We start from the raw sequence: 26579 nt of genomic DNA on the forward strand, positions 1-26579 counted from the left end.
GGTTTCGGCTCGCCGCTGCGTTCTCGGGCTGGCGCCAGGGTTTCGGGCCGGCGCTACGCGGATCCCCGCCGCGCCGGTCCGAAGCCGCAGCGCAGGTCCAAAACCTGCGCGAAAACCCCTCCCGCGCCACCCCGTGCAGGCGTAGCGTGGGGCCATGGAGAAGACCGGATGCGCGGTGGTGGGCGGTGGACCTGCGGGGATGATGCTTGGACTGCTGCTGGCCCGGGCCGGGGTGCAGGTGACAGTCCTAGAGAAGCACGCTGACTTCCTGCGGGATTTTCGTGGCGACACGGTGCACCCCTCCACGATCCGGCTGATTGACGAACTCGGGCTCGGGCAGGACTTCAGGCAGCTGCCGCAGAGCCGCCTGAAGAATGTCGCTTTCCCCGTCCCGGGCGGGCCGCCCGTGACCATGGGCGACTTTAACGCCCTGCCGCCGCCGTACAACTACGTCGCCATGATGCCGCAATGGGATTTCCTGAACTTCCTCGCCGCCGCCGCAGCCGAAGAGCCGGGATTCACCGTGCTCATGAGCCGTACGGCCACCGGGCTGGTCCGCAACGGGGGCCGTGTCCGCGGAGTCCGCTTCCGGACCCCGGACGGCACGCAGGACGAACTCCTGGCGGACGTCGTGATCGCAACGGACGGCCGTCATTCCGTGCTCCGCGCCGCGGCCGGGCTGGCGCCGAAAGAGTTTCCCGTGCCGTTCGATACCTGGTGGTTCCGGTTGCCGCGGTATGCCTCCGAAACTGGCGAGGTGGCGGGCATCGTGCCGGCCTTCGGCCCCGGCGAGGCGCTGCTGGCGCTGTTCCGCAACGACTACTACCAAATGGGCTACCTGGCGGCCAAGGGCACCGACGCCCGGATTCGCGCGGAGGGCGTCGAAGGGTTCCGGCGGCGGGTCGCGGCGCTCCGCCCGGACCTCGCCGACCGCGTTGACGCCATCCGTTCCCTCGATGACCTCCACTGGCTGGACGTGCGCCTGAACCGGCTGCGCTCGTGGCACATCAACGGGCTTCTGTGCATTGGCGACGCCGCCCATGCGATGTCGCCGGCTGGCGGCGTCGGAATCAACCTCGCCATCCAGGACGCGGTGGCCACCGCCGAGTACCTTGCCCCCGCACTGCTCCGCGGCCGCGTGAGCACGGAAGACCTCAAGAAAGTCGAACGACGCCGGCGGCTGCCCACCGTCATCGTGCAGACCGTGCAACGTGTCATGCAGCGGGCGGTCTTCGTCCCGATCATGACCGGTAAGCGGTCAAAGGCGCCGTCCGCGGCACTCTTCCTTGCCCGGCACGTTCCGGTGTTCCGCACCATCATTCCCCGCTTTATCGCTTTCGGTCCGCGCCCGGAGCACGCACCGGCCTTCGCACGCCGGGCCGAACCCCAGCCGCAGCCCTAGCCGCGGCCTGTCCGCCACCGTCGATTGCTCCGTAGCCGCCCTTTAGAGCTCTCAAAACGGCGGTTACGGAGCAGCCGATGGGTCAGCCGTGCGCCGCGAGGTACCCGATCAGCCCCTTGAGAGTGGACACTGCCGGGTAGTCACGCTCCGGGATGTCCACGCCGGTGTCCGTGTCGATCGTTTCCACCAACCGAAGGAAATCCAGCGAGTCAAGCTCGAGGTCCTGCCGCAGCCGGGCGTCCTCGTCCACCTCGGCCAGGTCCACGTCCGGTGCCACCTTGCCTATCGCGGACTGCACCGCCGCCCGGGCGTCTTGTTCGTTCATGGTTCCTCCGGTTTCACAGGTGCTCCGGTTCTTGCAGCAGTTCGTCGATCCGGGCCAGGTAGCGGCCGCCGCGCAGTCCGTCGCTGACCCGGTGGTCCGCCGAGAGCGTGGCAATGACAGCGTGCCGGACCCCGAGGAGCCCGTTCTGGGCCCAAGGCTGTTCCATTACGCGCCCGAATCCCACCATGGCGACCTGGGGCGGGTAGATCACGCCGTAGACACTGTCCACGCCGAGGTCCCCGAGATTGGTCACGGTCAGGGTCGGATCGGCCATTTCCGCTCGCTGCAGCCGCCCGGACCTGGCCCGGCTGACAAGATCCCGCAACTGCTCCATCAGCACGTCCAGGGGCAGGGTGTCGGCGTCGTGGATTGCCGGGGCCACGAGGCCGCCCTGGCGCAGGGCCACCGCTATGCCCAGGTGGACCGAGGCGCTGGGCCGGAACCCGCCGGCGTCGTAAAATCCGTTGACCTCCGGTACGTCCCGTGCCGCCAGCGCCGCGGCCTTGAGCAGGAGCGCCGAGGAGACCAGCCGGGCGGAGACGGGCCGGTGCGCGTTGACGGACTGCATCCATTCGACGGCGGCCCGCAGATCCAGCGTGGTGCTTAGGTAGTAGTGCGGGATGGTCTGTTTCGAGCGCGTCATCAGGGCGCCGATGGCGCGGCGCAGGGTGGCCACGCGCTCCGACGGCGGCCTCCCTTTTATTGGCGCCGTAGGCGCCGCCGGCGCTTCCGGCGTCGCCAGTGCCGGTATGCCGCGGTCCGGCACCCCTGGCTCCGGCCCTGCGAGTTCCGGCCCGGCGACGGGCAGGGCGGTCTCCGGAAGTCCCGGACGCGCAGCGCTGGCGGCGCCCTGCACGTCGGCCACCGTCACGGCGCCGTTCCTCCCGGTACCGGTCACGGTTGACAGCCCGATCCCGAGCTCCGCCGCGAGGCGCCGGGCCCGCGGCGAGGCACGCACCCTGCCCGCATCGCCGGGCCTGGCCGCCATCGCGTGTTCCACGTCCGCCCGGGTGATGGTGCCGTCTTTGCCGGTGCCCTGGATCCTGCCGGTGTCCACGCCCAGCTGGTGCGCCAGGTGCCGCACCGGTGGCGCGATCGGCGGACCCGGCGCAGGGCCGGGCGCTTCCGGAACCTGGGACTTGGCCGCACTGGCTGGCGACGGCGTCCGCGGCGGGACCGCTTCCGGAACCCCGACCTCGGCCGGGGTCTGGGTGATCCGGGCCAGCGGGGTTCCCACCGGAACAGTCTCGCCGAGGTCCACCAGCAGTTCGGCGACCACCCCCTCCTGGAAGGATTCCACGTCCATGACGGTCTTGTCTGTATCCACGACCGCCACGAGGTCCCCGCGGCGCACATAGTCACCGGGCTTGACCAGCCATTCGACAATCTTGCCGTGCTCCATGTCAGCGCCAAGTGACGGCATCAGGAAGTCACCCACTGGTATCCACCGTCATTTTGGCCGCGGCCACGATTTTCGCCTCGGACGGGAGTGCCGCCAGTTCCAGGTGCTTGGCATAGGGGATCGGTACCTCGGCGCTGCAGACTCGGGCCACCGGCGCATCGAGGTCGAAAAACGCCTGTTCGGTGATCCGTGCGCTCACCTCGGCCGAAAGGCTGCCGCTGCGCCAGCCTTCATCGACCACCACGGCTCGGTGCGTACGGGTCACGGAGGCCAGGATGGCGGCGTCGTCGAGCGGTCGGAGCGTGCGCAGGTCCAGGACCTCGGCGTCGATCCCGTCAGCCGCGAGCTGTTCCGCGGCGCTGAGCACCGCGGGGAGGGTCCCGCCGTACGTGATCAGCGAGATGTCGTTGCCGTGGCGCCGGATGGCGGCAGTGCTGATGTCCACGGGGCCGGCGCCGTCGGCCAGTTCCCCGGGGACGTTGTACAGCGAGCCGTGCTCGAAGATGAGTACGGGGTCCGGGTCCTGAAGCGCCGTCCACAGCATGCCGCGGGCGTCTTCGAGGGTAGCCGGGGCGAGGATCCGCAGGCCCGGAATATGCGCGTACCAGCCCTCGAGGCTGTGCGAGTGCTGGGCACCGAGCTGGCGGCCCGCACCGGTGGTCATCCGGATCACGAGCGGCACGTGGAACTGGCCGCCGGACATGTGCAGCAAGGTGGCGGCGTTATTCACGATCTGGTCGAGGGCCAGGAGGCTGAAGTTGACTGTCATGATTTCCACGATCGGGCGCATCCCGCCCAGGGCCGCCCCGATCCCGGCGCCGACGAACCCGGATTCCGACAGCGGGGTATCCCGGATCCGGTCCGGGCCGAACTCCTCCAGCAGGCCCAGACTGACCGCGAACGAGCCGCCATAAGCGCCCACGTCCTCGCCCATCAGGAACACCCGCTCATCGCGGATCATGGCGTCGCGGATGCCCGCCCGGAGCGCCTCACGGTAGCTGGACTTCATGGGGCGCCAGTTTCCTCTCCGGCACGCTTTCCGGCAGACTGCGTGCCGGCGCCAGTGACCGTGCCTTCTCCGGCGACACGCTCGCTGTAGACAAAGCGGGTCAGTTCCTCCACCGGTTCCGGGGTTCCGGCCTCGGCGAAGTCGACGGCGGCCGCGATTTCCGCCTGGGCGTCCGCCTGCAGTTGCTCCCACCCGGCGGCCGGGAGCTGGCCCGCGGATTCCAGTGCGGTCCGCAGCAGCGTGATCGGGTCCCGTTCCATCCACCGCGACACCTCGTCCTTCGTGCGGTAACGTTCGGGATCAAACATGGAATGGGCCCGGAAGCGGTAGGTCCGCAGCTCCAGGAAGTGCGGTCCGCCGCCGGAGCGGACGGCGTCCACTGCGCGGCGTGCGCCCTCCTCGACGGCCAGGACGTCCATTCCGTCCACGGCCCACGCGGGGATCTCGTACACGGCGGCCTTGAGGGCGATGTCCGTCTGCGATTCGGAGCGGGCCAGCGCCGTTCCCATGGCGTAGAGATTGTTCTCGCAGCAGAACAGCACGGGCAGATGCCAGAGGGCCGCCAGGTTAAGGCTCTCGTGGAATTCACCTTCGGCCACGGCGCCCTCGCCGAAGAAACACACCGTGACGTTGGTGCGTCCGGCCATCTTGTCGGCGAGCGCCAGGCCTACCGCGAGGGGCAGGCCCCCCGCGACGATCGCGTTGCCGCCGAAGAAACGGGTGGCGGCATCGAAGAGGTGCATTGACCCGCCGCGCCCGCGGCAGCACCCTTCAACGTAACCGTACATTTCGGCGAGGATCGCCCCGGCAGAGACGCCGCGCAACAGCGCGTGGCCGTGCTCCCGGTAGGTCGCGACCACGGCGTCTTCCGGTCCCAGGCACGACAGGACACCGGCGGCGACGGCCTCCTCGCCAATGTAGACATGCAGGAAGCCGCGGATCTTGGCGGCACTGTAGAGCTCGACACATTTCTCTTCGAGCTGGCGGACACGAAGCATCTGCAGCAGCAGTTCCCGGCCGTGGGCCGCGTCCACGGGGCCTCCGCGCGGGCCCGCCGTGCCCGTCATTTCGGCGCCTGCTGTGTCGGGGCCGGCTGCTTGGGGTGTGGGGCACTCGCCGGGGCCGGGGGCGTTTCGATGGTGGAGGTATCGCCCTCGGGCAGACCGAGCTCCCGGGCCTTGAGCAGGCGCCGGAGGATCTTCCCGCTGCGGGTCTTGGGCAGCGCGGTGGTGAAGTCGAGCAGCCGCGGTGCGACGGCGGCGCCCAGCCGCTTGCGGGCGAATCCGATGATCTCCAGTGCCAGCTCCCCGGACGGGTCCCAGCCGGTCCGGAGCTCAACGAAGGCCTTAACTACCTCGCCGGCCACCGGGTCCGGAACTCCGATCACACCGGCTTCGGCCACGGCCGGGTGCTCCATGAGGGAACTCTCCACCTCGAACGGGCCGATCAGGTGCCCCGAGGACTTGATGACGTCGTCGCCCCGGCCGACAAACCAGTAGTAGCCGTCGGCGTCGCGTCTGGCCAGATCCCCGGTCAGGTACCAGCCGCCGGCGAAGCAGCGGCGGTAGCGCTCCTCCTCGTGCAGGTAGCCGCGGAACATGGAGGGCCAGCCGGGCCGGAGAGCCAGTTCCCCCATGGCGTCGGGGGCCGTGACCAGCGCCGCTTCGCCGTCGCGGATGACGGGCTTGCCGTCCGGGTCCCGGGCCACGAGGGCTGCCTCGACGCCGGGGAGCGGCCGGCCCATGGAACCGGGCCGGATCTCAGTGGCGGCGTAGTTGGAAATCATGATGCCGCCGGTTTCGGTCTGCCACCAGTTGTCATGCACCGGCTGCCCGAACGCCTCCTGCCCCCACACCACCACCTCGGGGTTGAGCGGCTCGCCGACGCTGGCGACGAAACGCAGGGCGGAGAGGTCGTGTCCCGCGGCCCGGCCGGTCCCGGCTTTCATGAGCATGCGCAAGGCCGTCGGGGCCGTGTACCAGACCGTGACTCCCTGTTCGGCGAGGATCCGGTACCACCGGTCTGCGTCCATTTCCTCCTCGTCCACGATGGCCGTCACCCCGTGGCTCAGGGGCGCGATCACGCCGTACGAGGTTCCGGTGACCCAGCCGGGGTCCGCCGTGCACCAGTAGACGTCCCCGGGGTGCAGGTCCAGGGCAAAGGTGCCGGTCGCGTGGTGGGCGGTCACGGCGTCGTGCACGTGGATGGCGCCTTTCGGGGTGCCGGTGGTGCCGGAGGTGAAGTGCAGCAGGGCCATGTCTTCGGGTTGGGTTGCCGCGATCTCCCCGTCCGGCGGGGCTTCCCGCATGAGGGCTGTCAGGTCCAGGGTTCCGGGCTCCGGATCGCCTTCGGCGTCGATGAGCAGGACGTGGCGCAGTTCCGGGAGCTGCTCGCGGAGCTGGGCGATCTTCCGGCGGTATAGCGCCCGCGTGGTCACCAGCGCCCGGCCGGAGCCGAGCAAGAGGCGCTGCCGCACGGGCTCGGGGCCGAACGCGGAGAACAACGGGCAGAACACGCTCGCGTTCTTGAACGTGCCGAGCACCGCGACGTACAGGTCCGGGCCGCGGCCGGTGAAGGAGAAAACCCGTTCCCCGCGGCTGATGCCCAGACTGCGCAGGACCCCGGCGAAGCGGTTGGTCTGTTCCGCGAGTTCGGCGTAGTTCAGCGAGTGCGTGCTGCCATCGGCCCGGACGAACCGCAGAGCCTCCCGGCCGGCGCCGCTGCCGGCCGCGTGCCGGTCCACTGCCTCGTAGGCAATGTTGAGGCCGCGGCCTCCGGGGAGCCCGGACAGGGCGCGTCGGCCCTCATCCCAGGTGAACGCCGCGCGCGCCGCGTCATAGTCCACCAGGTTCGGCCGGACCCGGAAACTGCCGATGTCTTTGGTGATCGCAGGCCAACGCATGGATGGTTCGGTTCCTGCCGTCATGGTTCCATCCGACTCCCGTGTGCCGGTGCCGCCAAGAGTAAAAGGTCCCGGGCCGCCGGCCCCGGACCAGCCACTAAACTGGGACCCATGACTGCCACCCGTGACTTCGCAGCTGACGCTGCCTCTGCCCGTGCCCGACTCCTGGAACTGATCAAGGAACTGGCCGTCGTCCGCGGCAAGGTCATTCTCTCCAGCGGAGCGGAAGCCGACTACTACATTGACCTGCGCCGCATCACGCTGCACCACGAGGCGTCCAAGCTGGTGGGACAGGTCATGCTCTCCCTGATGGAGGACGCCGGGATCGATTTCGAGTGCGCCGGCGGGCTCACCATGGGGGCAGATCCGGTGGGCACCGCCGTCATGCATGCCGCCGTCGACGCCGGCCGCCCGGTGGACGCGTTCGTCGTCCGCAAGGCGCAGAAGTCCTACGGCATGGGCCGCCAAGTTGAAGGTCCCTCGGTCGAGGGCCGCAAGGTCCTGGTCCTGGAGGACACCTCAACCACCGGCGGTTCCGCGCTGACCGCCGTCGAAGGCGTCCGCAAGGCCGGCGGCAACGTGGTGGCCGTCGCCGTGATCGTGGACCGCGACACGGGAGCCAAGGAAAAGATCGAGGCCGAAGCCGGTGTTCCGTATCTCTTCGCCTTCGGCAAGGACGAACTGGGCCTCAACTAGCGCTCCGCCCTCGGCTGACGGGGATGGACGGGGTACAGGGGGTGACTTATCATTTCTTAAATACCCCCGTCCGTACCCGCATCTGGAGAAACGCGCCATGCTCCCGCACCCCGAAGACTTGAGGGCTGACTCCGTCGGCACTGTCGACCAGATCCAGAACCTGATCCTGGACAGCGCGGACTTCGAAGTGTTCCTGAACGAACTCGCGCGTTTTTCCGCGCACCAGGTGGCGGGCTCCGGCGACGACGCGCTGTGCGGAATTACCTTGCTCCGGGACCGTAAGGCCGCCACGATCGGGTGGAGCAGTGACTCCGCCCGCGAAGTGGACGAGATCCAGTACTCACTGTCCCAGGGCCCATGCCTGACCGCTGCCAAGGAGGAACGGGAAGTCTACGTCCCTGACCTCTTCGACGAGGACCGCTGGGGCCCTGACTATGCCTCCGCCGTCGCCTCGCACGGCCTGCGCTCGGTGTTGTCGGTGCCTTTCCACCTCCAGGGCGAAGCCCAGGCGGCGCTGAACCTCTACTCCGATGTCCCGCACAAGTTCGACGGCGACGTCGCTGTCCGGGCCCGCGGCTACACCCGTGAAATCTCCCAGGCACTGCGGCTGGCAGTCCGCTTCTCGCTGCACACGGACAGCGCCACCAACCTGCGCGCCACCCTTGAATCCCGGACCGTCATCGACATGGCGATCGGGATCGTCATGGCGCAGAACCGCTGCGACCAGGAAACCGCGGTCCGGATCCTCACCGATGCGTCCAGTAACGGCAACGTCAAACTCCGCGATATCGCCACCTCCCTGGTGCAGTCTGTGGGCGGAACGGCAACCCGGACGCACTACGAAGAGCCGGACCGGCGACAGGCGGGCTGAACCGGCAGCCACCTATGACTTGTGTGCAACCACAAGCGCGGATACGCTGAATGAGGTTGAGCCGTCGGCCATAGACATCCTTCTTTGGAGTACCTATGGACCAGACACTGCAAGCCCACGTCAAACTCGATGTCGTTTCCGACGTCGTCCGGATTAGTGTCCGGGGGAGCCTCACGCAAGCCTCCCGCCCCTCCCTGACGCACATTGTCCAGCGCGTTCGCCGCATGGGGATCATCTCGCACATCCGCGTCGACCTCGGCCTGGCCGCATTTGTGGAATCATCGGCGCTGGCCGGCCTGCGCAACGACCTCAACGCGATCGACGGCGGGAGCGCCGGCTCGGACATCGCCGGCATGCCCGCCCCCGGCGGCGTTTCCCTGGAGCTGACCGCGCACCGCGACGATTCCGCCGCATTGCCCACCCTGGACATGTCCGGGGAATTCCTGTCCTCCGTCGATCCCTCCGGCACCCGGCGGCTGACCCGGTTCTCCGACGACGAACTCTTCGCCGCGAGCGACTGTGTGTTCGGCCTGCTCGATGACCCCGCTGACATGGCCCGCTCGGAACTGCTGGCAACGTATGACGAGATCGGCATGGAGATCAGCCGTCGCGAGGTCGGCCGCGAGCCCGAGCCTGTCTAGCCGGCCAGCGGCGGCAACGCCGCTCCAGGCTGCCCTTCTGTCTTCCGGATTGGTCGGGTTTCTCATCCCCGCCGGACCGTGGATACGGTAGTAATGTGCCGGCCGAGATGGAACCGAACCATCCGCGAGGCCCCGGTGCTGCCGAGGCCCGCATGCTCCGCCGCGCCGTCGAGCTTAAACGGGTTTCCCGGCGGACATTCCTGATCGGCGCCGGGTCCGCTTCACTGCTGGCGGCGGACATGCTGTTCACGCGGCGCGTGCAGACCGATCGGCGTGTCACCCGGATCCTCGAAGTGCCGGATGACGTCGCCGAACTGTACTATCCCCACGCCAGCTGGATCCTGTTCCCCGGCTACAAGACGGGCTGGGAAGAAGCCCTGTGGATCCTGAACGCCTTGCGCGGATCCTTGAACAAGAGGGGCCGGCTCGGCGCCGTCGGGTATTCCAACGAGGGGCTGGACATCGACGAGGTGGTCATTGCCGTGATCGAGTACGTCCGCGCCCACAATCTCACCACCCTCTACTTCTACGGCCATAGTTTCGGCGGCATGGTGGCAACTCAGGTGGCTGCCCGGCTGCGCGAGCTGCACGGCGTCGAAGTGGCGTTCATCCTCCTGGATTCCAGCCCGGCGAGCCGGCACGACGTGCTGGACCAGAGCTGGTTTGAGGGCGTGGTGCTGCTCTACGAAAGCGGGTTCCGCTTCCCTACGGTGCTGCGCGGTGGCTACGAGCTCGGCGAGAGGATGCTGCACAAGAATGAGCGCAGTTGGGGCCAAGTAGTGGACCAGACCCTGGAACAGCTGTCTCCGCTCGCGCCGTCCAGCGTGCTGATCCAGTCCGAATCCGCCTACATCTACCACTTTGAGGCAAGCCGTTTCGTCGGGAAACTCGGCGAAACAAAGATGGCGTTCATCGGCAACCCCCGGGACAAGACCGTGGACTACGAGACCGCCCGGGATACGTGGTCGCTGACCTTCAAAGCCAACATGGCCTCGGATGACCTGCGCACCGACGGGGCGAGGCCGGAGCACGCGAGCCCGGGCTGGAGCCCGTTCGTCTACCGGCCCATCATCGACAAACTCCAGGACGACCTCTTTCCGCTGCCGGGCGGCGGCGGGAAGAAGACCGCGTTCTAGGGGTTTCCTCAGATCTGGTTCTTGAGGTCCGCCACGGAATTCAGGATCTGGTTCGGCCGGAACGGGTACGCGGCGATGTCGTCCCGGTGGGTGATGCCGCTGAGCACCAGCACCGTGTGCAGGCCCGCTTCCATGCCGGCGATGATGTCGGTGTCCATGCGGTCGCCGATCATGGCTGTGGTTTCCGAATGCGCGTCGATCTGGTTCATCGCCGAGCGGAACATCATCGGGTTGGGCTTGCCCACAATGTACGGTTCGCGGCCCGTGGCCTTGGTGATGAGGGCGGCGATGGCCCCGGTGGCAGGCATGGGGCCGTCCTTCGAGGGCCCGGTGGCGTCCGGGTTGGTGGCGATGAAACGCGCGCCGGCCAGGATCAGGCGGATGGCCATGGTGATGGCTTCAAACGAGTAGGTGCGGGTCTCGCCGAGCACCACGAAGTCGGGGTTCTGGTCGGTGAGGATGAAGCCTGCCTCGTGGAGCGCCGTCGTGAGTCCTGCTTCGCCGATCGTGTAGGCGCGGTTCCCCGATTCGGAGCCGCGGACCTGGTCCTTGAGGAACTGGGCAGTTGCCAGGGCCGACGTCCAGATGTTCTCCTCCGGGATTTCCAGTCCGGAAGAACTGAGCCGGGCCGCGAGGTCCCGGGGCGTGAAGATCGAGTTGTTGGTCAGCACGAGGAACCGTTTGGAGGTGTCCACCCAGCGCTGGATCAGCTCCGAGGCGCCCGGGATGGGCTGGTTCTCGTGGACCAGCACGCCGTCCATGTCCGTGAGCCAGCATTCGATTTCCTGGCCACTGCGGTACATCGAGGCATATGAACGTGCCCCGTCTGAGTCGGTCCCCTGCTCTTCGCGCTGATCTGCCATGGTGTCCTCCGCCGTAAGTGTGCCGCTACCTGCCTCCCAGTCTAATGTTGAGGCGTGACTGAACCCGAGATCCCCGGCGACGCCGGCGTAGAGCCTGTGCCAGAGACGTCAGCGGACCCGGCGGCAGTGGCGGAACCGAAGGCGGAGGTCGGCGTCGGCCCCTGGGAAGGCGAACTTCCACAGGGCGAGCACTGGGACCCGGACCTCCTGGCGGACGGCGACCGGCGCAACGTGGTGGACAAATACCGCTACTGGAAGCACGAGGCGATCGTGGCGGACCTGGACTCCAAGCGCCACAATTTCCACATCGCGATCGAGAACTGGCAGCACGACCTCAACATCGGCACCGTGGTCCGGACCGCCAACGCGTTCCTCGCCAAGGAAGTCCACATCATCGGACGACGCCGGTGGAACCGCCGCGGGGCCATGGTTACCGACCGCTACCAGCACGTCCGCCACCACCCCACCGTTGAGGACTTCGTGACCTGGGCGCAGGGGGAGGGGCTGGCGATCATCGGGATCGACATCTTCCCGGACTCCGTCCCGCTGGAAACCTACGAACTGCCCAGGGACTGCGTCCTGGTCTTCGGCCAGGAGGGCCCGGGCCTGACCCCTGAGGTCCACGACGCGGCGCTGGACACCTTGTCGATCGAGCAGTTCGGCTCCACCCGCTCCATCAACGCGGCCTCTGCCGCCGCGATCGCGATGCACGCCTGGATCCGCCGCCACGTGTTCGGCCAGCACCTCTAACTGCCGCCGAGATGGCACTTCACGGCGATGCTTTCGCCCAACACTGCCGCGAACTGCCGTCTGGGCGGGAAGCTCGGGCGGTGAGCGGCAGGCGGGACCGCCGGGGGAGCGAGTGTTACACAGGCACAGTGACCGGAGACACTGCCCCGGCGCAGGAATGACTAGGATGGTTCCTAGCCGACGAGGTTCCCTCCAGGAGCACCAGCCCGTAGACGAAATTCACTTTAGGAGTCAGCATGCCCATTGCAACCCCAGAGATCTACTCCGAGATGATCGACCGTGCAAAGACGGGTGGCTTCGCCTTCCCGGCTGTCAACGTCACGTCCTCCCAGACCCTAAACGCCGCCATGCGCGGCTTCGCCGAGGCGGAATCCGATGGCATCGTCCAGGTCTCCACCGGCGGCGCGGCCTACTGGTCCGGTGCCTCCACCAAGGACATGGTTGCCGGCTCCCTGGGCTTCGCGGCCTTCGCCCGCGAGGTCGCCAAGAACTACGGCGTCAACATCGCCCTGCACACGGACCACTGCCCCAAGGACAAGCTGGACGGCTTCGTGCTCCCACTGCTCGCCGCTTCCGAGGCAGAGGTCAAGGCCGGCCGCAACCCCTTCTTCAACTCGCACATGTGGGACGGCTCCGCCGAGACCCTGCAGGAAAACCTGCGGATCGCCCGGGAACTGCTCGAGCGCACGGCTGCCGCCAAGATGATCCTCGAAGTTGAGATCGGCACCGTTGGCGGCGAGGAGGACGGCGTCGAAAACGCCATCAACGACAAGCTTTACACCACGGTCGAGGACGCCCTGGCCACCATCGACGCTCTCGGTTCCGGCGAAAACGGCCGCTACATCACGGCGCTGACCTTCGGCAACGTGCACGGCGTATACAAGCCGGGCGGCGTCAAGCTCCGCCCGGAGATCCTCAAGGACATCCAGGAGCAGGTGGGCGCCAAGATCGGCAAGTCCAACCCGTTCGACCTCGTGTTCCACGGCGGCTCCGGCTCCTCGGACAAGGAAATCGCGGACGCCGTCTCCTACGGTGTCATCAAGATGAACATCGACACCGACACCCAGTACGCGTACACCCGCCCGGTGGTGGACCACATGTTCCGCAATTACGACGGCGTGCTGAAGGTCGACGGCGAGGTCGGCAGCAAGAAGCTTTACGATCCCCGCGTGTGGGGCGCTTCCGCCGAGGCCGGTCTGGCCGCCCGTGTGGTCGAGGCCGCCCAGCAGCTGGGCTCCACCGGCAAAACCTTCTAGCCATGTCCGACGAGTTCCGCAAGAACCTGATGGGTCCCGAGCCCACGCTCCTGCCTGCCGAGACTGAGATCTACCAGCACCTCGCGCTCGGCCAGGAAGCCGTGGACCTTGTAGCCAAGCACCCCACGTCCTCGCTCCTGTGGGCCATCCTGGCCGAGGAAGCGTGGGACGAGGGCCGCACCATCGATTCCTACGCGTACTCGCGGGTGGGCTACCACCGCGGCCTGGATTCGCTGCGCCGCAACGGCTGGCGCGGCGTCGGGCCGATCCCGTGGGAGCACGAACCCAACCGCGGCTTCCTGCGCTCCCTCTACTCGCTGGGCCGGGCGTCCGCGGCGATCGGCGAGGCCGAGGAACCGGAGCGGATCGAAAAGTTCCTCAAGGATTCCGATCCCGGCGCAAGGGCCGCCATCGAGTCCGAGGGCTGACGCGCGGTTAACCGACGACGGCGGGCTCCCACCTCAAGGTGGGAGCCCGCCGTCGTTAATGCGTGCGGGTGGGTGGGGATCAGGCCTTGGCCAGGCCTGTGCGGGCCATGGCATCCGCGTACGCGGTGTGCATCTCCGCCAGGTACTCTTCCTGCCGGGCCGGAGTGCCGGCGAATGCCCGGCCGCTGAGTGAGCGGACCTTGTAGGTCTTCAGGCCGCGGCGCCAGATCATGGGCACTTCGGTCTTGAGCAGCAGGTTGGCCAGGCGGTTGGCCTCGGTGCCGTGGGCCACGATCACGGAGGCGCGGGGCACGAGGGCCAGGAACTTCAGCAGCGGCTTGAGGCCTGCGGAAATCTGGTCCGGCGTGAATTTGCCGTTGGGTTCGCCGGGGACGTACCACGGGTGGACGTTCCACGGCATGACGAATTCGGGGCGCAGGCCCAGCTTCCACTGGATTCCCAGCATGCGGGTGGCCGCCTCGTCTTCGCCGGCGGTGATGAAGCCTGACGCATCCGCGGTGCCGATGTTGGAGTACAGGCTGATGATGCGGCACTCATCGACGTCGTGCATGGGGTCCACGTAGGGGACAGTGGTGCCAGCCTTGGTTGCCTGGAGAGCGTCAAGGAGTTCGTTGACGGGGGCAATGCTAGGTTCGTACCGGCGGCTCAGGAGCTCTTCGCGGAAATTTTCGGTGGCCAGGGCTGTCATATGTTGCTGGGTCTCCTGCGGGATTGGCAAAGCAGCCACACCGGATGCGAACACGCCGAATACCGGGCATGCGGAGCAATGGTGTGGTTTGAAAATGTGGTGTGGACCGATTCCTGGTCGATCCTTATCAGTCTATCAAGCCCTGCGAAATGCGGCGCCGGCCCCGGCCTGGGCTACCAGAGCCGCTTGGTGGCGCGGCGTGCCCCTTCGCTGAGGGCCTCCAGCTTGGCGTACGCAATTTGCGGATGCACCCTGCCGCCCAGCCCGCAATCTGTGGAAGCAATCACATTTTGACGCCCCACGAGGTCCGCGAAGCGCACGATCCGGTCGGCCACGAGGTCCGGGTGCTCCACGACATTGGTGGCGTGCGAGACGACGCCCGGGATGATGACCTTCCCCTCGGGCAGCAACGCGCCCTCCCAGACGCGCCATTCGTGCTCGTGCCGGACGTTGGCCGCCTCGAACGAGTAGCCGCCGGCATTGATCTGCAGGACTGAGTCGACGATGTTCGCGAAGGGGATGTCCGTGGTGTGCGGGCCGTGCCAGGAACCCCAGCAGACATGCAGCCGGATCTGCTCCTGGGGAAGATCGCGAAGCGCCCAGTTTGTTGCTTCGACCCGGAGCTGGATGAACTTCAGGTAGTCAGCCAGGCTCGGCTCGGGGTTGATCTGGTCCCAGCTCTCGGCCAGGGAGGGGTCGTCGAGCTGGACCGTCAGGCCGGCGTCGATGATGGCTTTGTATTCCTCACGCATCGCGTCGGCACAGGCGTAGAGGAGTTCCTCGTCGCTCCGGTAGTACTCGTTGGCCACGCGGGCGCATGAGCCGGGGGAGAGGGAGGCGACGAATCCCTCGGTCAGCCCGGCCGCGGCCAGGCCGGTCTTGAGGTTGGCAATGTCCGAAGCCACGAGTTTTTGGCCGGTGTACGTCAGCGGCCCCGCGATCTTCGGCTGCGTGACGGCCTTGCGGTGGGCCAGGATTCCGGAGGAGGGGTCGTTGTAGGCGTCGTCGAACTTCAGCCGGTCCCGGCGGTCGGGGAAGGAGGTCAGGACGATGTGGCCCGGCGAGGAACGGTGCACCTTGGCGTCGGCCCAGCGGTCCACGTCGGTCGGCACCAGTCCGCCCAGCCGGGAGAAGGAGTAATTCCACCAGGCGCCGTAGTCCACGGAGCTGGACATCGTGTGCCCGTACTCGCCGTCATTGGGGATGTCGATGCCCAGATCCTTTTGGCGCTGGACGACGTCGGCCACCGAGGTTTCGAGCAGGTCCAGGAATTCGGGCGTGATGCCGTCGGTTTCCCTGGCCTCGTTCGCGGCGATCAGCTCGGGCGTGCGGGGCAACGAGCCGGCATGGGTCACGCGGATGTGGTCGCTGTTCTGGGACCCGCTGTTCCGGGACATGGCACGTTTCCTTTCGGCGCTCGGGATCCTCACTCCCACTCAATTCCACTCCGGGCGCTCCCGCAAGTGGTGCCCGCTATGTGTCGGGCCACTTGGTGAAAGATGCAGCTATCCGCGCCCTCGAACTCCCCGGCGGGCAGCTCTTTGATCCGTCCGGGATGGGGTGCCCGTTCAAGGACTGGGTGGAAGTGCCTGTGGCCTCCGCGGAGGCGTGGCCCTCACTCGCGGAAGCCGCCCTGGCGTTCCCCACAAGCTTGCTGACACGTCCAAACAAGGACCCAAAGCCATGCCGGTGACCGTTTTCGGCTAAACTTGGGTGGTAAGAGCCCCGGAACTCTAGCGTTGGGTAAGAGCACAGCGGTAGATTCGGGGCATTCTCATGAACGGCGCTGAGCTGTGGCGACCACCTGGTGGATCACACGGAGTTCGGCCCGAACGAATGGGGGAGGATCCCATGCCAGCAATCGTGATCGTCGGAGCCCAATGGGGCGACGAAGGCAAAGGTAAGGCCACTGACCTGCTTGGCGGCCGCGTCGACTATGTCGTCAAGCCCAACGGCGGTAACAACGCCGGGCACACCGTCGTCGTGGGCGGTGAGAAGTATGAGCTCAAGCTCCTTCCGGCCGGCATCCTGAGCCCGAACGCGATTCCGATCATCGGCAACGGCTGTGTGGTGAACCTGGAAGCCCTGTTCCAGGAGATCGACGGACTGGAGGCCCGCGGCGCGGACACGTCCAAACTGCGTGTCTCCGCCAACGCGCACCTCGTGGCGCCCTATCACCAGGTCCTGGACAAGGTCACCGAGCGTTTCCTCGGCAGCCGCGCCATCGGCACCACCGGCCGCGGCATCGGCCCCGCCTACATGGACAAGGTGGCGCGACTCGGGATCCGCGTGCAGGACGTCTTTGACGCCTCGATCCTGCGCCAGAAGGTGGAGGGCTCGCTGCGCCAGAAGAACGAACTTCTGGTCAAGGTCTACAACCGCCGCGACATCGAGGTGGACGAGATCGTGGAGTACTTCCTGTCCTTCGCCGAGCGTCTGCGCCCGCTGGTCATCGACAGCACCTATGTCCTGAACACCGCCCTGGACGAGGGCAAGGTGGTCCTCATGGAGGGCGGTCAGGCCACGTTCCTGGACGTTGACCACGGCACGTACCCGTTCGTGACGTCCTCGAACCCCACCGCGGGCGGCGCCTCCGTGGGCTCGGGCATCGGCCCCACGCGGATCTCGCGTTCCATCGGCATCATCAAGGCGTACACCACCCGCGTGGGCGCAGGTCCGTTCCCCACGGAACTGTTCGATGAGATGGGCATGTACCTGCAGAAAACCGGTGGTGAGTTCGGCGTCAACACCGGCCGGCCGCGCCGCTGCGGCTGGTACGACGCCGTCCTGGCGCGCCATGCCTCCCGCGTCAACGGCTTCACGGACTACTTCGTCACCAAGCTGGACGTCCTGACGGGCATCGAGCAGATCCCGGTCTGCGTGGCGTACGACGTCGACGGCGTGCGGCACGACGAAATGCCCATGACCCAGACCGAGTTCCACCACGCCAAGCCGATCTTCGAATACTTCGAAGGCTGGACCGAGGACATCACGGGCGCCCGCACCCTGGAGGACCTGCCGGAAAACGCCCGGAACTACGTCCTTGCCCTGGAAAAGCTCTCCGGCACGCGGTTCTCCGCGATCGGCGTCGGCCCGGACCGCGACCAGACGATCGTGGTCAACGATCTCATCAACGACTAGCACCGGCTGACGCTCTAACTGGCGCACGACGGCGGCGGGCCMCCCTGGAAAGGGCGGCCCGCCGTCGCAGTTAAGTCGCCTTGTCCGGCAGCGCTATGCCTCCCGGAGCTGGTATCCGACAATGCAATGTATTGCATATTTGTTGTTCACCCAGCCGTTTCCCACCGCGAGCGAAGGACCGACGATGGCCATCACCGATTTTGAGCGCTACCCCCTGATGTTTGGACCGAGTCCCGTCCACCCGCTGCCGCGGCTTAGCGCGCACTTGGGCGGGGCCACGATCTGGGCGAAGCGGGAGGACGTCAACAGCGGCCTCGCGTTCGGCGGCAACAAGACCCGCAAGCTGGAGTACTTTGTCCCGGAAGCCCTGGCGCAGGGCGCGGACACCCTGGTCTCAATTGGCGGCTACCAGTCCAACCACACCCGCCAGGTCGCGGCGGTGGCCGCGAAACTCGGCCTCAAGGCCCGCCTGGTTCAGGAAAACTGGGTCGACTGGCCGGATCCGCTGTCCGACCGCGTGGGCAACATCCTGCTCTCGCGCATCATGGGCGCCGACGTCCGGCTGGAGAGTGCCGGCTTTGACATCGGTATCCGCAGCAGCTGGGAAAACGCGATCGAGGAGGTCAAGGCTGCCGGCGGCAAGCCGTACGCGATCCCGGCCGGCGCGTCCGACCACAGGCTGGGCGGGCTGGGCTTTGCCAACTGGGCCTACGAGGTGGAGGAGCAGGAGCGCGAGCTCGGCATCTTCTTCGACACGATCATCGTCTGCACCGTCACGGGCTCCACCCATGCCGGGATGATCGCGGGTTTTGCCGGCCAGGACAAACCACGCCGCGTGATCGGCATCGATGCGTCGGCGACCCTGACGAAGACCCGCGACCAGGTTGAACGCATTGCCCGGAACACCGCCGAGCTGATCGGCCTGGGCCGGGAACTCCGTGACGACGAAATCAACGTCATGGAGGGCTGGGCCGGGGACCGCTATGGAATTCCCGTCGACTCCACCCTGGAAGCCATCCGCCTGGGTGCCTCGCTCGAAGCCATGATCACTGACCCCGTCTACGAGGGCAAGTCCCTGGCAGGACTGATCGACCTCGTGACAAGCCGGGACATTCCGGCCGGGAGCAACGTTCTTTACGCACACCTGGGTGGCCAGATCGCCCTCAATGCCTACAGCGGACTCTTCCGGTCCTGACGCGGCGCACGGCGGCGGCGGGTTCCCTGACGGGGACCCGCCGCCGCCGTCGTTAAGCCCCGGCAACACCGGCCCAAAAAAGAAATCAAGAAATTTCTGATTGGTGCGTAACCTTTCGGGCCCGCCCAGCGATTACCTCTTTGTAAGCGCCGCCGGAGCCTTGGACCCCCCACCAGGCACCGGCTGTCCTTCCACCGTAAGTGCCGACCGGCGCCTTCCCCCCATCTGGTCTCCGGTCGGCCCTTTACCGTAAGCGCTTGCCGGCGCCTGCCCCCATGGGCGCCGGCCAGCCTTTTCTGGCGAGAGTGGGCTGTCGACTGCCCCCAAGAGGCCTCAGCCCGCCTTCCACCAAAAAACAAAGGATGTACGTCTGTAATGAAGAGTGTTAGCAAGACCACCAAGATTGCTGTCGGCGCCGCCATCCTGGCAGTCGGAGGTTTCTCCGGCATCGGACTGGCCAATGCGGCCCAGATGTCCAGCACCGAGCAGACTGAAGTGAACCACGCTACGCCCGCCACTCCAGCTGTCCCGGCCACACCTACGCTCCCGGCAAAGCCGGCCGTCCCCGCAGTTCCGGCCGCGCCGTCGACTGACGGCAAGGCCAAGGGCGACGCCGATGTGGACGGCACCGAGGGTGCCGTCGACGGCTCCGTTGATTCAAAGAAGGGCGCCACTGTCAAGGGTGCTGCCGGTGAGGCACGCGCCAACGCCAACGTCAACGCCGCAGTTCCGGCGACCCGGGCTATCCCCGCGGTTCCCGGCGCCAATGGCGTCCCGGCCACCCAGGCCGTTCCGGCCCAGCCGTCCGTCGAGCTGCCCCAGCACGACAAGTAGTATCCGGCTGTTTAGCCTGGACCCGTCACGGGTCTGAAAGCAAGGAGGGAGCCCTCATTTTGAAGGGCTCCGGGGTGCGGCCGCTAGACTTACGGGGGCCGCACCCCAGCAGTAACGGAAGGACAGCTTCTTGGCACAGCAGCTAAGCGACGACGAATTGTCAGCCGCTTTAGCTGGTGACCCATCAGGTTTCAGCGCGGTGTACGCTGTCATTTCCCCTGCCGTGCTGGGCTACTTCCGGGCCCGGGGCGTGGACGACGCCGAGGCCCTGACCCAAGACGTGTTCGTGGACGTCCTGCCGAAACTGGCCGGCGTCAGCGGCGGCCACAAGGGCCTGCGGACGTTCATTTTCTCCGTCGCCCACGCCCGGCTGGTCGACTACAGGCGGCGGGCAGAACGCACGCCGCACCTAGCCGAGTACGACCCCCTGACCGACGCGCGGTACTCGGCATCAGCCGAGGACGAGGTGCTCGGATCCCTGGGCGGTATCTCGGACACTCTCGCGAGGCTCAATGAGGAGCAACGGGAAGTTCTGGTCCTGCGGATCGTCGCAGACCTTTCCATCGAACAGGTGGCCGGCATCATGGACAAGACGCCGGGTGCCATCAAACAGCTTCAGCGCCGCGGGCTCAGTGCCCTGCGCGAACTCGTAACCGAAAAGGACCACGCAGCATCATGACCGGCACCCGCGACCCCCAGCAGGATGGCAGCATCCAGACCATGCTGAGCGACTCCGGCCTCGAAGCCGCGGCCGAGCTCCGGAGCGCGCTCGAACAGCTCCGCGCCGTGATCCCGGATGCGGCTCCGGCGCCCCGCGCCGACCTCGCGGCACTGCTTGCCGCCGGAGTAGCCCGTTCAGCCGCCCCTGTCTCAGCCGCGACGACGGCGCTGCCCGCGGTCGCGTCCGCCAAGGATGCCGCCGATGAATCGCTGCCGACCGGGGTCACGAGCCTCGCCGAGCGCCGCGGCCGAAAGCGTCGGCTGGCAATCGTCGGTGGCGCCGTCGTGGGTGCCATGACCCTTGGTGCCGGCGCCGTGGCGGCATCCAGCGAGGACTTCCGGCACAGTGTCAGCCAGAGCGTCGGCGTCATCTTCCAGTCCCCGGGGCACGGCACTCCGGCCCCCGAGCATGTCCAGCCGTCGCCGTCCTCGGTCCCGGTCTTCCCTGCACCTGCCGCGACGTCGCCGGCAGGAACTCCCGGGGCTGCCCCATCCAGCACTGCAGCTACTGGCGCGGGATCGGACGGCGACGAGGACTCGGACAAGAAGGCCGGACGCAAGCAGCGCACCACGCCGCCCGCCGTCGGGCGTGACGGTATCCTGCCGAGGCCGAGCCAACGGCCGGGGCTGCCGGCGCCCGGCCTCCCGGGCCGGGGCGCGGACCGGGGTCTTCCCTCGGATCCGGTGCCGGCGCCGACCTTTCCCGGTTTGCTTCCCACGCCCCCCGGCCAGCCCTAGACCGCCTTCTAACCCAGTTGCGCTATCACTTAGGGCTGTTCTGAGCGGTGGGAACGACCCTAAGTGATAGCGCAACAGGTGGGTTGGCGGGTGACGGGTGCTGTTGGGCCTGCCGCTTTTAGGCCAGGACCTGCCGCTTGGAGGAGATGACGCCGGTGTCGAAGCCGGCCAGGTGCAGGCCGCCGTGGAACCGGGCATGCTCAATCTTCACGCAGCGGTCCATCACGACGTCGAGCCCGGCGGCTTCGGCCTCTTTGGCCACGTCCTCATGCCAGGAGCCCAGTTGCAGCCAGAGGGTCTTGGCGCCGGCGGCGATGGCCTCGTCCAGGACGCCCGGCAGGTCACCGTGCTTGCGGAACACGTCCACAATGTCCGGGCTTTCCGGCAGATCCGCCAGCGACGCGTACGTCGGCTGACCCAGGATTTCCTTCACCACCGGGTTCACGAAGTAGACCAGGTACCGGGTGGAGGACTGCAGGTAGGTGGCCACGAAATAGCTCGCGCGCGACGGCTTGTCCGAAGCGCCCACGATCGCGATCGACTTCGCCTGCCGCAGCAGGTTCAGGCGCTCCGGCGCCGAGGGCCCGGTCCAGGTCCGTTCTTCAACAGTCATCAGTTCGCTCCGATCGTGCAGGCTTCAGCCTCTGCTGTGTCCAAGCCGCGGGCGGATGCATCCGAGGCTGCCTCCCGGGACGCCGCGTCCAGGGCCTGATCAAGGTCCCAGAGGATGTCGTCGATGTCTTCCAACCCGATCGAGATGCGGACCAGGTCCTCGGGGACGCCGGCGGATTCGAGCTGTTCGGGGTTGAGCTGCTGGTGGGTGGTGGACCCGGGGTGGATGACCAGGGTCCGGGAGTCGCCCACATTGGCCAGGTGCGAGGCCAACTGCAGGGACTCGATGAACTTCTGGCCCGCGGCACGGCCGCCCTTGACGCCGAAGGAGAAGACCGAGCCAGGACCCAGCGGCAGGTACTTCTTGGCCCGCTCGAAGTGCGGGTGCGAAGGCAGGCCGGAGAAGTTCACGTAGGCCACGCGCTCGTCCGCCTCGAGCCATTCAGCCACGGCCTGCGCGTTCTTCAGGTGCTCGTCGAGGCGCTGGGGGAGCGTTTCGACGCCCTGCAGGAGCTGGAAGGCCGACTGCGGGGACAGTGCCGGGCCGATGTCGCGCAACTGTTCGCAACGCAGCTTTGTCAGGAAGCCGTACTCGCCGAAGTTGCCCCACCAGGACACATTTCCGTAGGAGGCCACCGGCTCCGTCATCGTGGGGAAGTTGCCGTTGCCCCAATCGAAGCGGCCGCTTTCGACGATCACGCCGCCCAGGGTGGTGCCGTGGCCGCCGAGGAACTTCGTGGCGGAGTGGATCACGATGTCCGCGCCGTGCTCGATCGGCCGCACGAGGTACGGCGTGCTCAAGGTGGCGTCGACGACGAGCGGGACGCCGGCGTCGTGCGCCACCTTCGCGAGGGCCGCAAGGTCCTGGACCTCCGAGGACGGGTTGGCCACCACCTCGACGAAGATCGCCTTGGTGTTTTCCCGGACTGCGGCGGCGTAGTCCGCCGGGTCGGTGCCGGGGACGAACGTTGTGTCCACGCCGAAGCGGCGCAGCGTGACGTCCAGCTGGGTCACCGTACCGCCGTAGAGCTGGGAGGCGGCGACGATGTGGTCCCCGGCCTGGGTGAGCGCGGCGAAAGTGATGAACTCCGCCGCCATGCCCGAAGACGTGGCCACGGCGCCGATGCCGCCCTCCAGGGAGGCGATGCGCTCCTCGAACGCGGCCACGGTGGGGTTGCCGATCCGGGAGTAGATGTTGCCGTATTTCTGCAGCGCGAAGAGGCTCGCGGCCTCCTGCGTGTCCTTGAACACGAAGGAGGTGGTCTGGTAGATCGGCACGGCACGGGCGCCGTGCTCGGCGTCGGGGGTGCCGCCGGCGTGCAGCGCGCGGGTGCGGAAACCGAACTTGCGCTCAGCCATTACGCAGCTACCTCAACGTTTGCCACCGGGGTCTGGGACAGGTCCAGCTCGATGCCGTTCTTGCGTGCCAGGTCCGCCTCGAGTTCGCGCACGATCGGCAGGACGTCCTGACCGAACACGGCGACTTCCTCCTGGAAATGCAGGTAGCCGGTGAGGAACAGGTTCACGCCGATCTTCTTGTACTCCACGATCCGCTCGGCGATCTGCTCCGGTGTGCCAATCAGCTGCGTCTTGAAGCCGTCGTTGTACTGGACCAGATCCTCGAAGCTGGAGTCGGCCCACATGCCCTTGCCATCCGTGGTGGACGCTCCGGCTTCCTGCACGGCGGCGCGGAACCCTTCGACGGCGGGCTTGTGCGCCTTCTCGACGATCTCGCGGAGGGTGTCGCGGGCTTCCTTCTCGGAATCACGGGCAATGACGAAGCCGTTGAGGCCAAACCTAGGAGAGGGGAGGGCGGGGAGGTGGGAGGAGCTCCGGGGGGGCAGCCCGGCGCCGCTCCCGCGCCCGGCAGCACGCCCGACTTCTCCTGCGGAGGCCACGACGCCGGCGATGTTCTCCTTGAACCCTTCGAGGTCCTTGCCGTTGGAGAAGTACCAGTCGGCCACGCGGCCGGCAGTGGCCTGCGCGGCTGTGGAGTTGCCGCCAAAGAAGATCTCCGGGTGTGCCCGGCCCGGCACGTCCACCGGGGCCGGGTTCAGGGTGAAATCGGTGATGTTGTAGTACTTGCCGGACTGGCTGTATTCCTGCTCGGTCCACAGCCCGCGGAGGACCTTGATGAATTCCTCGGTGCGGACATAGCGCTCGTCGTGCTCGAGCCATTCGAGCCCAAAGTTGGTGAATTCGTCCTTGAGCCAGCCGGAGACGATGTTCACTGCGGCGCGGCCGTTGGAGATGTGGTCCGCGGTGATGATGTACTTCGCCAGCACGCCGGGGTGCCACATGCCCGGATGGACGGCGGAGATCACTTTGAGGCGCTCGGTGGCGGCCAGCAGCGCCAGGCTGAACGAGGTGGCCTCGTGCTGCTTGTCCGCGCCGTAGGAGGCGGCGTACCGGGTTTGGGTCAGGGCGTATTCGAAGCCGGAGTTTTCCGCGATCCTGGCCAGCTTCTTGTTGTACTCGAAGTCCCAGCCGGTGCGCTGTTCGATGGTGGAAACCACCAAGCCGCCGGAAACGTTGGGAACCCAGTAGGCGAACTTGAGCGGTTCGGAAAGACGGGCGACGCTGCTGATGTCAGTCATGGGTGTTCCTTACTTCTGGGGTGTTGTTGCGTTCGCGCAGCACATCCTGGATGCCCGCGATGGATGGTTCGTTCTGGAGCGACGTGGTGTCCCCAAGCGCGGTTCCTTCGAACAGCTGGGTCAGCAGCCGGCGCATGATCTTGCCGCTGCGGGTCTTGGGCACATCGGGAACGACGACGACGTCGCGCGGCTTGGCGATCGGCCCGATCTGCTTAGCGACGTGCGCCTTCAATTCGGACGCGATGTCCTCGGTAGCCGCCGAATCCTTCAGCACGACAAACGCCACGATGGCATGCCCGGTCTTTGGGTCCGCGACCGGGCAGACGCCCGCTTCCACCACGTCCGGATGGGAGACGAGCGCCGACTCGATCTCGATCGTGGAGAGCAGGTGCCCTGAGACGTTGAGGGTGTCATCTACCCGCCCGAGGATCCAGATGTCTCCGTCGTCGTCATACTTGGCGCCATCACCGGCGAGGAACCAGCCCTGTTCGGCGTATTGACGCCAGTACGAATCGAAGTAGCGGCGCGGGCTCCCCCAGACTGTCCGCGCGATCGCGGGGCCGGGGGAGTCCACCACGATGAAACCCTGGACGCCCGGCGGAACCGCATTGCCGGCGTCGTCCACGATGCGCGTGCTGACCCCGGGCAGCGGACGGGCCGCGCAGCCGGGCTTGAACGCGGTGTCCGTCGGTGCGGGGGAGAGGATGGTGGCGCCGGTTTCGGACTGCCACCAGGTGTCCACCACCGGGGCGGTGCCGGCGCCGATGTTGGCCCGGAACCAGCGCCAGGCCTCGGGGTTGATGGCCTCGCCCACCGTGCCGAGGAGACGGATGGAGGAGAGATCGTACGCGTCGGGGACGCCGTCCGGGAACCAGCCCATCAGGGAGCGCACCAGGGTGGGCGCGGTGTAGTACTGCGTGACGCCGTAGCGTTCGATGATCTCAAAGTGCCGGCCCGGGTGCGGGGTGTTGGGTGTTCCCTCGAAAATGACCTGCGTGGCGCCGTTGGAGAGCGGGCCGTAGAGCTCGTAGGTGTGCGCGGTGACCCAGGCGAGGTCGGCCGTGCACCAGTGCACGTCCTTCTCCCGCAGCGCGGGGTCCGGGTTGCTGAACAGGTGCTCGAAGCTCCACGACGCCTGCGCGAGGTAGCCACCGGAGGTGTGGACCAGGCCCTTGGGCTTCCCGGTAGTGCCGGAGGTGTACATGATGAACAGCGGCGTCTCGGCGTCGAACGGTTCGGCTACGTGGACGTCGGAAGCTGTCCCGACGGCGTCGTGCCACCACACATCGCGGCCCGCGGTCATCGGGACGGTCCCGAGTTCGTCCGCCGGAGTGGTCCTGTTGACCACCAGGACGTGCTCGATGGCGTTGTCGCCGGAGACGGCGGCATCCGCGTTGTCCTTGACCGGCACCGCGGCGCCGCGGCGGAACTGTCCGTCGGTGGTGACCAGGAGTTTGGCGCCGGTGTCCTCCACACGGAACTTCAAGGCCTCGGCGGAGAAGCCGCCGAAGACCAGGGAGTGGATGGCGCCGATGCGGGCCACGGCGAGGGTGATGATCACGGTTTCGGGGATGACCGGGAGGTAGATGACCACGCGGTCGCCCTTGGTGATGCCGAGGTCCAGGAGGGCATTGGCGGCCTTGGACACCTCGCGCTGGAGGCCGGCGTAGGTGACAGCACGGCGGTCACCGGGCTCGCCCTCGAAGTGCAGGGCCACCTTGTCTCCCCGCCCAGCCGCTACATGGCGGTCGACGCAGTTGTAGGCGACATTGAGCCTGCCGCCCTCGAACCAGGTGATCTGCGGGCCGGTGCCGGCCTCGACGTCGGCCGGGATGCGGCGGTGCGCGGTGTGCCAGGGCTTGCCGCCGATGTCGTTACTGAGGGCACCGTCGGCCGGTGCCGCCCAGTCGAGGCGCAGGGCCTGTTCTTCCCAGAAGGAAACCGTGTCGGCCACTGCCGTCGCGGCGGTGTGGTGCCTGGGGGTGGTGCTGCGGTGACGCGCCGGTCCGTCGGTGGGGGCGCCGTGCACTGCGCCGTCCGTGGGCTCGGTCAGGGACCATCCCGACGAGCCGCGAGAGGAACCGGGCGCGTCACGCAGCCCTGCTTCGTTCGCCGTCGCGTCCGAAGTGGTTTGTGGGGTTGCCTCGGACGCAGTCCGGGCAAAGGTGGGCAGGGCGGAAGAATTCTCAGGGGTCATGGCAGCACTCCATCGGTCCTGGCAGTAGCACCCTTGGTTCCTCTGGTTCCCTCGAATTCAATCGAAAGTGAGCGGAACAGTTCCGTGGGAATGGTCGTCTCACGTCACCGGGGGTTGCTGCGGCTTCATCGATCCAGGTCTCTCGGCCGCTCGGG

General features: G+C 67.2%; 25 protein-coding genes. 13 read left to right on the forward strand and 12 right to left on the reverse strand.

The genetic code is table 11. The annotated features are described in order from the left end of the window. Window positions 1-154 precede the first annotated feature (154 nt). Window positions 155-1402 (forward strand): FAD-dependent oxidoreductase, encoded by a 1248-nt coding sequence (locus AC1DR1_RS08765; RefSeq protein ID WP_476992459.1) that lies wholly within the window; start codon window positions 155-157, stop codon window positions 1400-1402. 82 nt (window positions 1403-1484) lie between these two features. Here the strand turns inward: AC1DR1_RS08765 and AC1DR1_RS08770 are convergent, their stop codons facing one another. The 5 genes from AC1DR1_RS08770 to acsA are packed head-to-tail and all read right to left on the reverse strand — an operon-like array spanning window position 1485 to window position 7064. Then, window positions 1485-1727, reverse strand: coding sequence for an acyl carrier protein (locus tag AC1DR1_RS08770; RefSeq protein ID WP_476992460.1), 243 nt, complete (start codon window positions 1725-1727; stop codon window positions 1485-1487). A 13-nt stretch (window positions 1728-1740) separates the two neighbouring features. Then, window positions 1741-3165 carry a 2-oxo acid dehydrogenase subunit E2 gene (locus AC1DR1_RS08775; protein ID WP_476992461.1) on the reverse strand — a complete coding sequence of 475 codons (1425 nt, stop codon included), beginning with the start codon at window positions 3163-3165 and terminating at the stop codon, window positions 1741-1743. Beyond that, entirely contained in the window at window positions 3158-4138 is a 981-nt protein-coding gene (locus AC1DR1_RS08780; protein WP_476992462.1) for an alpha-ketoacid dehydrogenase subunit beta, read from the reverse strand. The genes AC1DR1_RS08775 and AC1DR1_RS08780 overlap by 8 nt, the downstream gene beginning before the upstream one ends. Next, entirely contained in the window at window positions 4135-5205 is a 1071-nt protein-coding gene (pdhA, locus tag AC1DR1_RS08785; RefSeq protein ID WP_476992463.1) for a pyruvate dehydrogenase (acetyl-transferring) E1 component subunit alpha, read from the reverse strand. The genes AC1DR1_RS08780 and pdhA overlap by 4 nt, the downstream gene beginning before the upstream one ends. Next, complete coding sequence (gene acsA / locus AC1DR1_RS08790) at window positions 5202-7064, reverse strand: acetate--CoA ligase (protein WP_476992464.1); 1863 nt, start codon at window positions 7062-7064, stop codon at window positions 5202-5204. Before acsA ends, pdhA begins: the two co-directional genes overlap by 4 nt. Window positions 7065-7151: 87 nt before the next feature. Here acsA and pyrE point away from each other — a divergent pair, with 87 nt between their 5' ends. From pyrE to AC1DR1_RS08810, 4 genes are all read left to right on the forward strand, one after another. Next, on the forward strand, window positions 7152-7736 hold the full coding sequence (pyrE, locus tag AC1DR1_RS08795) for an orotate phosphoribosyltransferase (RefSeq protein ID WP_229995972.1): 585 nt from the start codon (window positions 7152-7154) through the stop codon (window positions 7734-7736). 97 nt (window positions 7737-7833) lie between these two features. Further along, window positions 7834-8607, forward strand: a complete 774-nt coding sequence (locus tag AC1DR1_RS08800; protein ID WP_229995973.1) for a GAF and ANTAR domain-containing protein — start codon at window positions 7834-7836, stop codon at window positions 8605-8607. A gap of 95 nt (window positions 8608-8702) precedes the next feature. After that, window positions 8703-9248 carry a hypothetical protein gene (locus tag AC1DR1_RS08805; protein ID WP_229995974.1) on the forward strand — a complete coding sequence of 182 codons (546 nt, stop codon included), beginning with the start codon at window positions 8703-8705 and terminating at the stop codon, window positions 9246-9248. A gap of 107 nt (window positions 9249-9355) precedes the next feature. Continuing rightward, window positions 9356-10384, forward strand: a complete 1029-nt coding sequence (locus tag AC1DR1_RS08810; protein ID WP_229995975.1) for a thioesterase domain-containing protein — start codon at window positions 9356-9358, stop codon at window positions 10382-10384. Window positions 10385-10392: 8 nt separating this feature from the next. On the opposite strand, the gene AC1DR1_RS08815 is transcribed toward AC1DR1_RS08810, so the two are convergent. Beyond that, window positions 10393-11247: an HAD-IIA family hydrolase gene (locus AC1DR1_RS08815; protein ID WP_229995976.1), complete on the reverse strand. Its 855-nt coding sequence runs from the start codon at window positions 11245-11247 to the stop codon at window positions 10393-10395. Between the two features lie 96 nt (window positions 11248-11343). Between AC1DR1_RS08815 and AC1DR1_RS08820 the strand changes: the two genes are divergently transcribed. From AC1DR1_RS08820 to AC1DR1_RS08830, 3 genes are all read left to right on the forward strand, one after another. Further along, on the forward strand, window positions 11344-11997 hold the full coding sequence (locus tag AC1DR1_RS08820; RefSeq protein ID WP_229995978.1) for a TrmH family RNA methyltransferase: 654 nt from the start codon (window positions 11344-11346) through the stop codon (window positions 11995-11997). A gap of 236 nt (window positions 11998-12233) precedes the next feature. Further along, window positions 12234-13253 (forward strand): class II fructose-bisphosphate aldolase, encoded by a 1020-nt coding sequence (fbaA, locus tag AC1DR1_RS08825; protein ID WP_091565009.1) that lies wholly within the window; start codon window positions 12234-12236, stop codon window positions 13251-13253. Between the two features lie 2 nt (window positions 13254-13255). After that, window positions 13256-13681, forward strand: a complete 426-nt coding sequence (locus AC1DR1_RS08830; protein ID WP_229995977.1) for a DUF3151 domain-containing protein — start codon at window positions 13256-13258, stop codon at window positions 13679-13681. A 79-nt stretch (window positions 13682-13760) separates the two neighbouring features. On the opposite strand, the gene AC1DR1_RS08835 is transcribed toward AC1DR1_RS08830, so the two are convergent. Both AC1DR1_RS08835 and AC1DR1_RS08840 read right to left on the reverse strand, forming a co-directional pair. Continuing rightward, the gene (locus AC1DR1_RS08835) at window positions 13761-14390 is read right to left on the reverse strand and encodes a uracil-DNA glycosylase family protein (RefSeq protein WP_229995600.1); all 630 of its coding nucleotides are present in this window, start codon (window positions 14388-14390) and stop codon (window positions 13761-13763) included. 173 nt (window positions 14391-14563) lie between these two features. Then, a complete protein-coding gene (locus AC1DR1_RS08840; protein ID WP_229995601.1) occupies window positions 14564-15787 on the reverse strand; it encodes a cobalamin-independent methionine synthase II family protein in 1224 nt (407 codons plus the stop codon). A 454-nt stretch (window positions 15788-16241) separates the two neighbouring features. Here AC1DR1_RS08840 and AC1DR1_RS08845 point away from each other — a divergent pair, with 454 nt between their 5' ends. From AC1DR1_RS08845 to AC1DR1_RS08865, 5 genes are all read left to right on the forward strand, one after another. Then, window positions 16242-17531 carry an adenylosuccinate synthase gene (locus AC1DR1_RS08845; RefSeq protein WP_018776133.1) on the forward strand — a complete coding sequence of 430 codons (1290 nt, stop codon included), beginning with the start codon at window positions 16242-16244 and terminating at the stop codon, window positions 17529-17531. A 184-nt stretch (window positions 17532-17715) separates the two neighbouring features. After that, window positions 17716-18726 carry a 1-aminocyclopropane-1-carboxylate deaminase gene (locus AC1DR1_RS08850; RefSeq protein ID WP_229995602.1) on the forward strand — a complete coding sequence of 337 codons (1011 nt, stop codon included), beginning with the start codon at window positions 17716-17718 and terminating at the stop codon, window positions 18724-18726. Window positions 18727-19101: 375 nt separating this feature from the next. Then, window positions 19102-19560 carry a hypothetical protein gene (locus AC1DR1_RS08855; protein ID WP_229995603.1) on the forward strand — a complete coding sequence of 153 codons (459 nt, stop codon included), beginning with the start codon at window positions 19102-19104 and terminating at the stop codon, window positions 19558-19560. Between the two features lie 130 nt (window positions 19561-19690). Next, window positions 19691-20239 carry an RNA polymerase sigma factor gene (locus AC1DR1_RS08860; RefSeq protein WP_229995604.1) on the forward strand — a complete coding sequence of 183 codons (549 nt, stop codon included), beginning with the start codon at window positions 19691-19693 and terminating at the stop codon, window positions 20237-20239. Next, window positions 20236-21018: a serine/threonine-protein kinase gene (locus AC1DR1_RS08865; protein WP_229995605.1), complete on the forward strand. Its 783-nt coding sequence runs from the start codon at window positions 20236-20238 to the stop codon at window positions 21016-21018. The genes AC1DR1_RS08860 and AC1DR1_RS08865 overlap by 4 nt, the downstream gene beginning before the upstream one ends. Before the next feature lie 118 nt (window positions 21019-21136). Here the strand turns inward: AC1DR1_RS08865 and AC1DR1_RS08870 are convergent, their stop codons facing one another. The 4 genes from AC1DR1_RS08870 to acs are packed head-to-tail and all read right to left on the reverse strand — an operon-like array spanning window position 21137 to window position 26424. After that, window positions 21137-21631: a CoA-binding protein gene (locus tag AC1DR1_RS08870; protein ID WP_476992465.1), complete on the reverse strand. Its 495-nt coding sequence runs from the start codon at window positions 21629-21631 to the stop codon at window positions 21137-21139. Beyond that, window positions 21631-22989 carry an O-acetylhomoserine aminocarboxypropyltransferase/cysteine synthase family protein gene (locus AC1DR1_RS08875; protein ID WP_229995607.1) on the reverse strand — a complete coding sequence of 453 codons (1359 nt, stop codon included), beginning with the start codon at window positions 22987-22989 and terminating at the stop codon, window positions 21631-21633. The genes AC1DR1_RS08870 and AC1DR1_RS08875 overlap by 1 nt, the downstream gene beginning before the upstream one ends. After that, entirely contained in the window at window positions 22989-24227 is a 1239-nt protein-coding gene (sfnG, locus tag AC1DR1_RS08880; RefSeq protein WP_476992466.1) for a dimethylsulfone monooxygenase SfnG, read from the reverse strand. Before sfnG ends, AC1DR1_RS08875 begins: the two co-directional genes overlap by 1 nt. Beyond that, window positions 24220-26424 carry an acetate--CoA ligase gene (gene acs, locus AC1DR1_RS08885; RefSeq protein WP_476992467.1) on the reverse strand — a complete coding sequence of 735 codons (2205 nt, stop codon included), beginning with the start codon at window positions 26422-26424 and terminating at the stop codon, window positions 24220-24222. The genes sfnG and acs overlap by 8 nt, the downstream gene beginning before the upstream one ends. Between the last annotated feature and the right edge of the window lie 155 nt (window positions 26425-26579).

The organism is Arthrobacter sp. P4_F10, assembly GCF_056401435.1.

Excerpts from the sequence above, each read along its gene's own strand:
- AC1DR1_RS08845 (WP_018776133.1), top strand. The coding sequence starts at position 16,242 with ATGCCAGCAATCGTGATCGTCGGAGCCCAATGGGGCGACGAAGGCAAA.
- AC1DR1_RS08865 (WP_229995605.1), top strand. The coding sequence starts at position 20,236 with ATGACCGGCACCCGCGACCCCCAGCAGGATGGCAGCATCCAGACCATG.
- sfnG (WP_476992466.1), bottom strand. The coding sequence starts at position 24,227 with ATGACTGACATCAGCAGCGTCGCCCGTCTTTCCGAACCGCTCAAGTTC.
- pyrE (WP_229995972.1), top strand. The coding sequence starts at position 7,152 with ATGACTGCCACCCGTGACTTCGCAGCTGACGCTGCCTCTGCCCGTGCC.
- pdhA (WP_476992463.1), bottom strand. The coding sequence starts at position 5,205 with ATGACGGGCACGGCGGGCCCGCGCGGAGGCCCCGTGGACGCGGCCCAC.
- AC1DR1_RS08800 (WP_229995973.1), top strand. The coding sequence starts at position 7,834 with ATGCTCCCGCACCCCGAAGACTTGAGGGCTGACTCCGTCGGCACTGTC.
- AC1DR1_RS08765 (WP_476992459.1), top strand. The coding sequence starts at position 155 with ATGGAGAAGACCGGATGCGCGGTGGTGGGCGGTGGACCTGCGGGGATG.
- AC1DR1_RS08835 (WP_229995600.1), bottom strand. The coding sequence starts at position 14,390 with ATGACAGCCCTGGCCACCGAAAATTTCCGCGAAGAGCTCCTGAGCCGC.
- AC1DR1_RS08780 (WP_476992462.1), bottom strand. The coding sequence starts at position 4,138 with ATGAAGTCCAGCTACCGTGAGGCGCTCCGGGCGGGCATCCGCGACGCC.
- AC1DR1_RS08810 (WP_229995975.1), top strand. The coding sequence starts at position 9,356 with ATGGAACCGAACCATCCGCGAGGCCCCGGTGCTGCCGAGGCCCGCATG.
- AC1DR1_RS08805 (WP_229995974.1), top strand. The coding sequence starts at position 8,703 with ATGGACCAGACACTGCAAGCCCACGTCAAACTCGATGTCGTTTCCGAC.
- AC1DR1_RS08875 (WP_229995607.1), bottom strand. The coding sequence starts at position 22,989 with ATGGCTGAGCGCAAGTTCGGTTTCCGCACCCGCGCGCTGCACGCCGGC.
- acsA (WP_476992464.1), bottom strand. The coding sequence starts at position 7,064 with ATGACGGCAGGAACCGAACCATCCATGCGTTGGCCTGCGATCACCAAA.
- AC1DR1_RS08850 (WP_229995602.1), top strand. The coding sequence starts at position 17,716 with ATGGCCATCACCGATTTTGAGCGCTACCCCCTGATGTTTGGACCGAGT.
- AC1DR1_RS08830 (WP_229995977.1), top strand. The coding sequence starts at position 13,256 with ATGTCCGACGAGTTCCGCAAGAACCTGATGGGTCCCGAGCCCACGCTC.
- fbaA (WP_091565009.1), top strand. The coding sequence starts at position 12,234 with ATGCCCATTGCAACCCCAGAGATCTACTCCGAGATGATCGACCGTGCA.
- acs (WP_476992467.1), bottom strand. The coding sequence starts at position 26,424 with ATGACCCCTGAGAATTCTTCCGCCCTGCCCACCTTTGCCCGGACTGCG.
- AC1DR1_RS08770 (WP_476992460.1), bottom strand. The coding sequence starts at position 1,727 with ATGAACGAACAAGACGCCCGGGCGGCGGTGCAGTCCGCGATAGGCAAG.
- AC1DR1_RS08855 (WP_229995603.1), top strand. The coding sequence starts at position 19,102 with ATGAAGAGTGTTAGCAAGACCACCAAGATTGCTGTCGGCGCCGCCATC.
- AC1DR1_RS08870 (WP_476992465.1), bottom strand. The coding sequence starts at position 21,631 with ATGACTGTTGAAGAACGGACCTGGACCGGGCCCTCGGCGCCGGAGCGC.
- AC1DR1_RS08840 (WP_229995601.1), bottom strand. The coding sequence starts at position 15,787 with ATGTCCCGGAACAGCGGGTCCCAGAACAGCGACCACATCCGCGTGACC.
- AC1DR1_RS08815 (WP_229995976.1), bottom strand. The coding sequence starts at position 11,247 with ATGGCAGATCAGCGCGAAGAGCAGGGGACCGACTCAGACGGGGCACGT.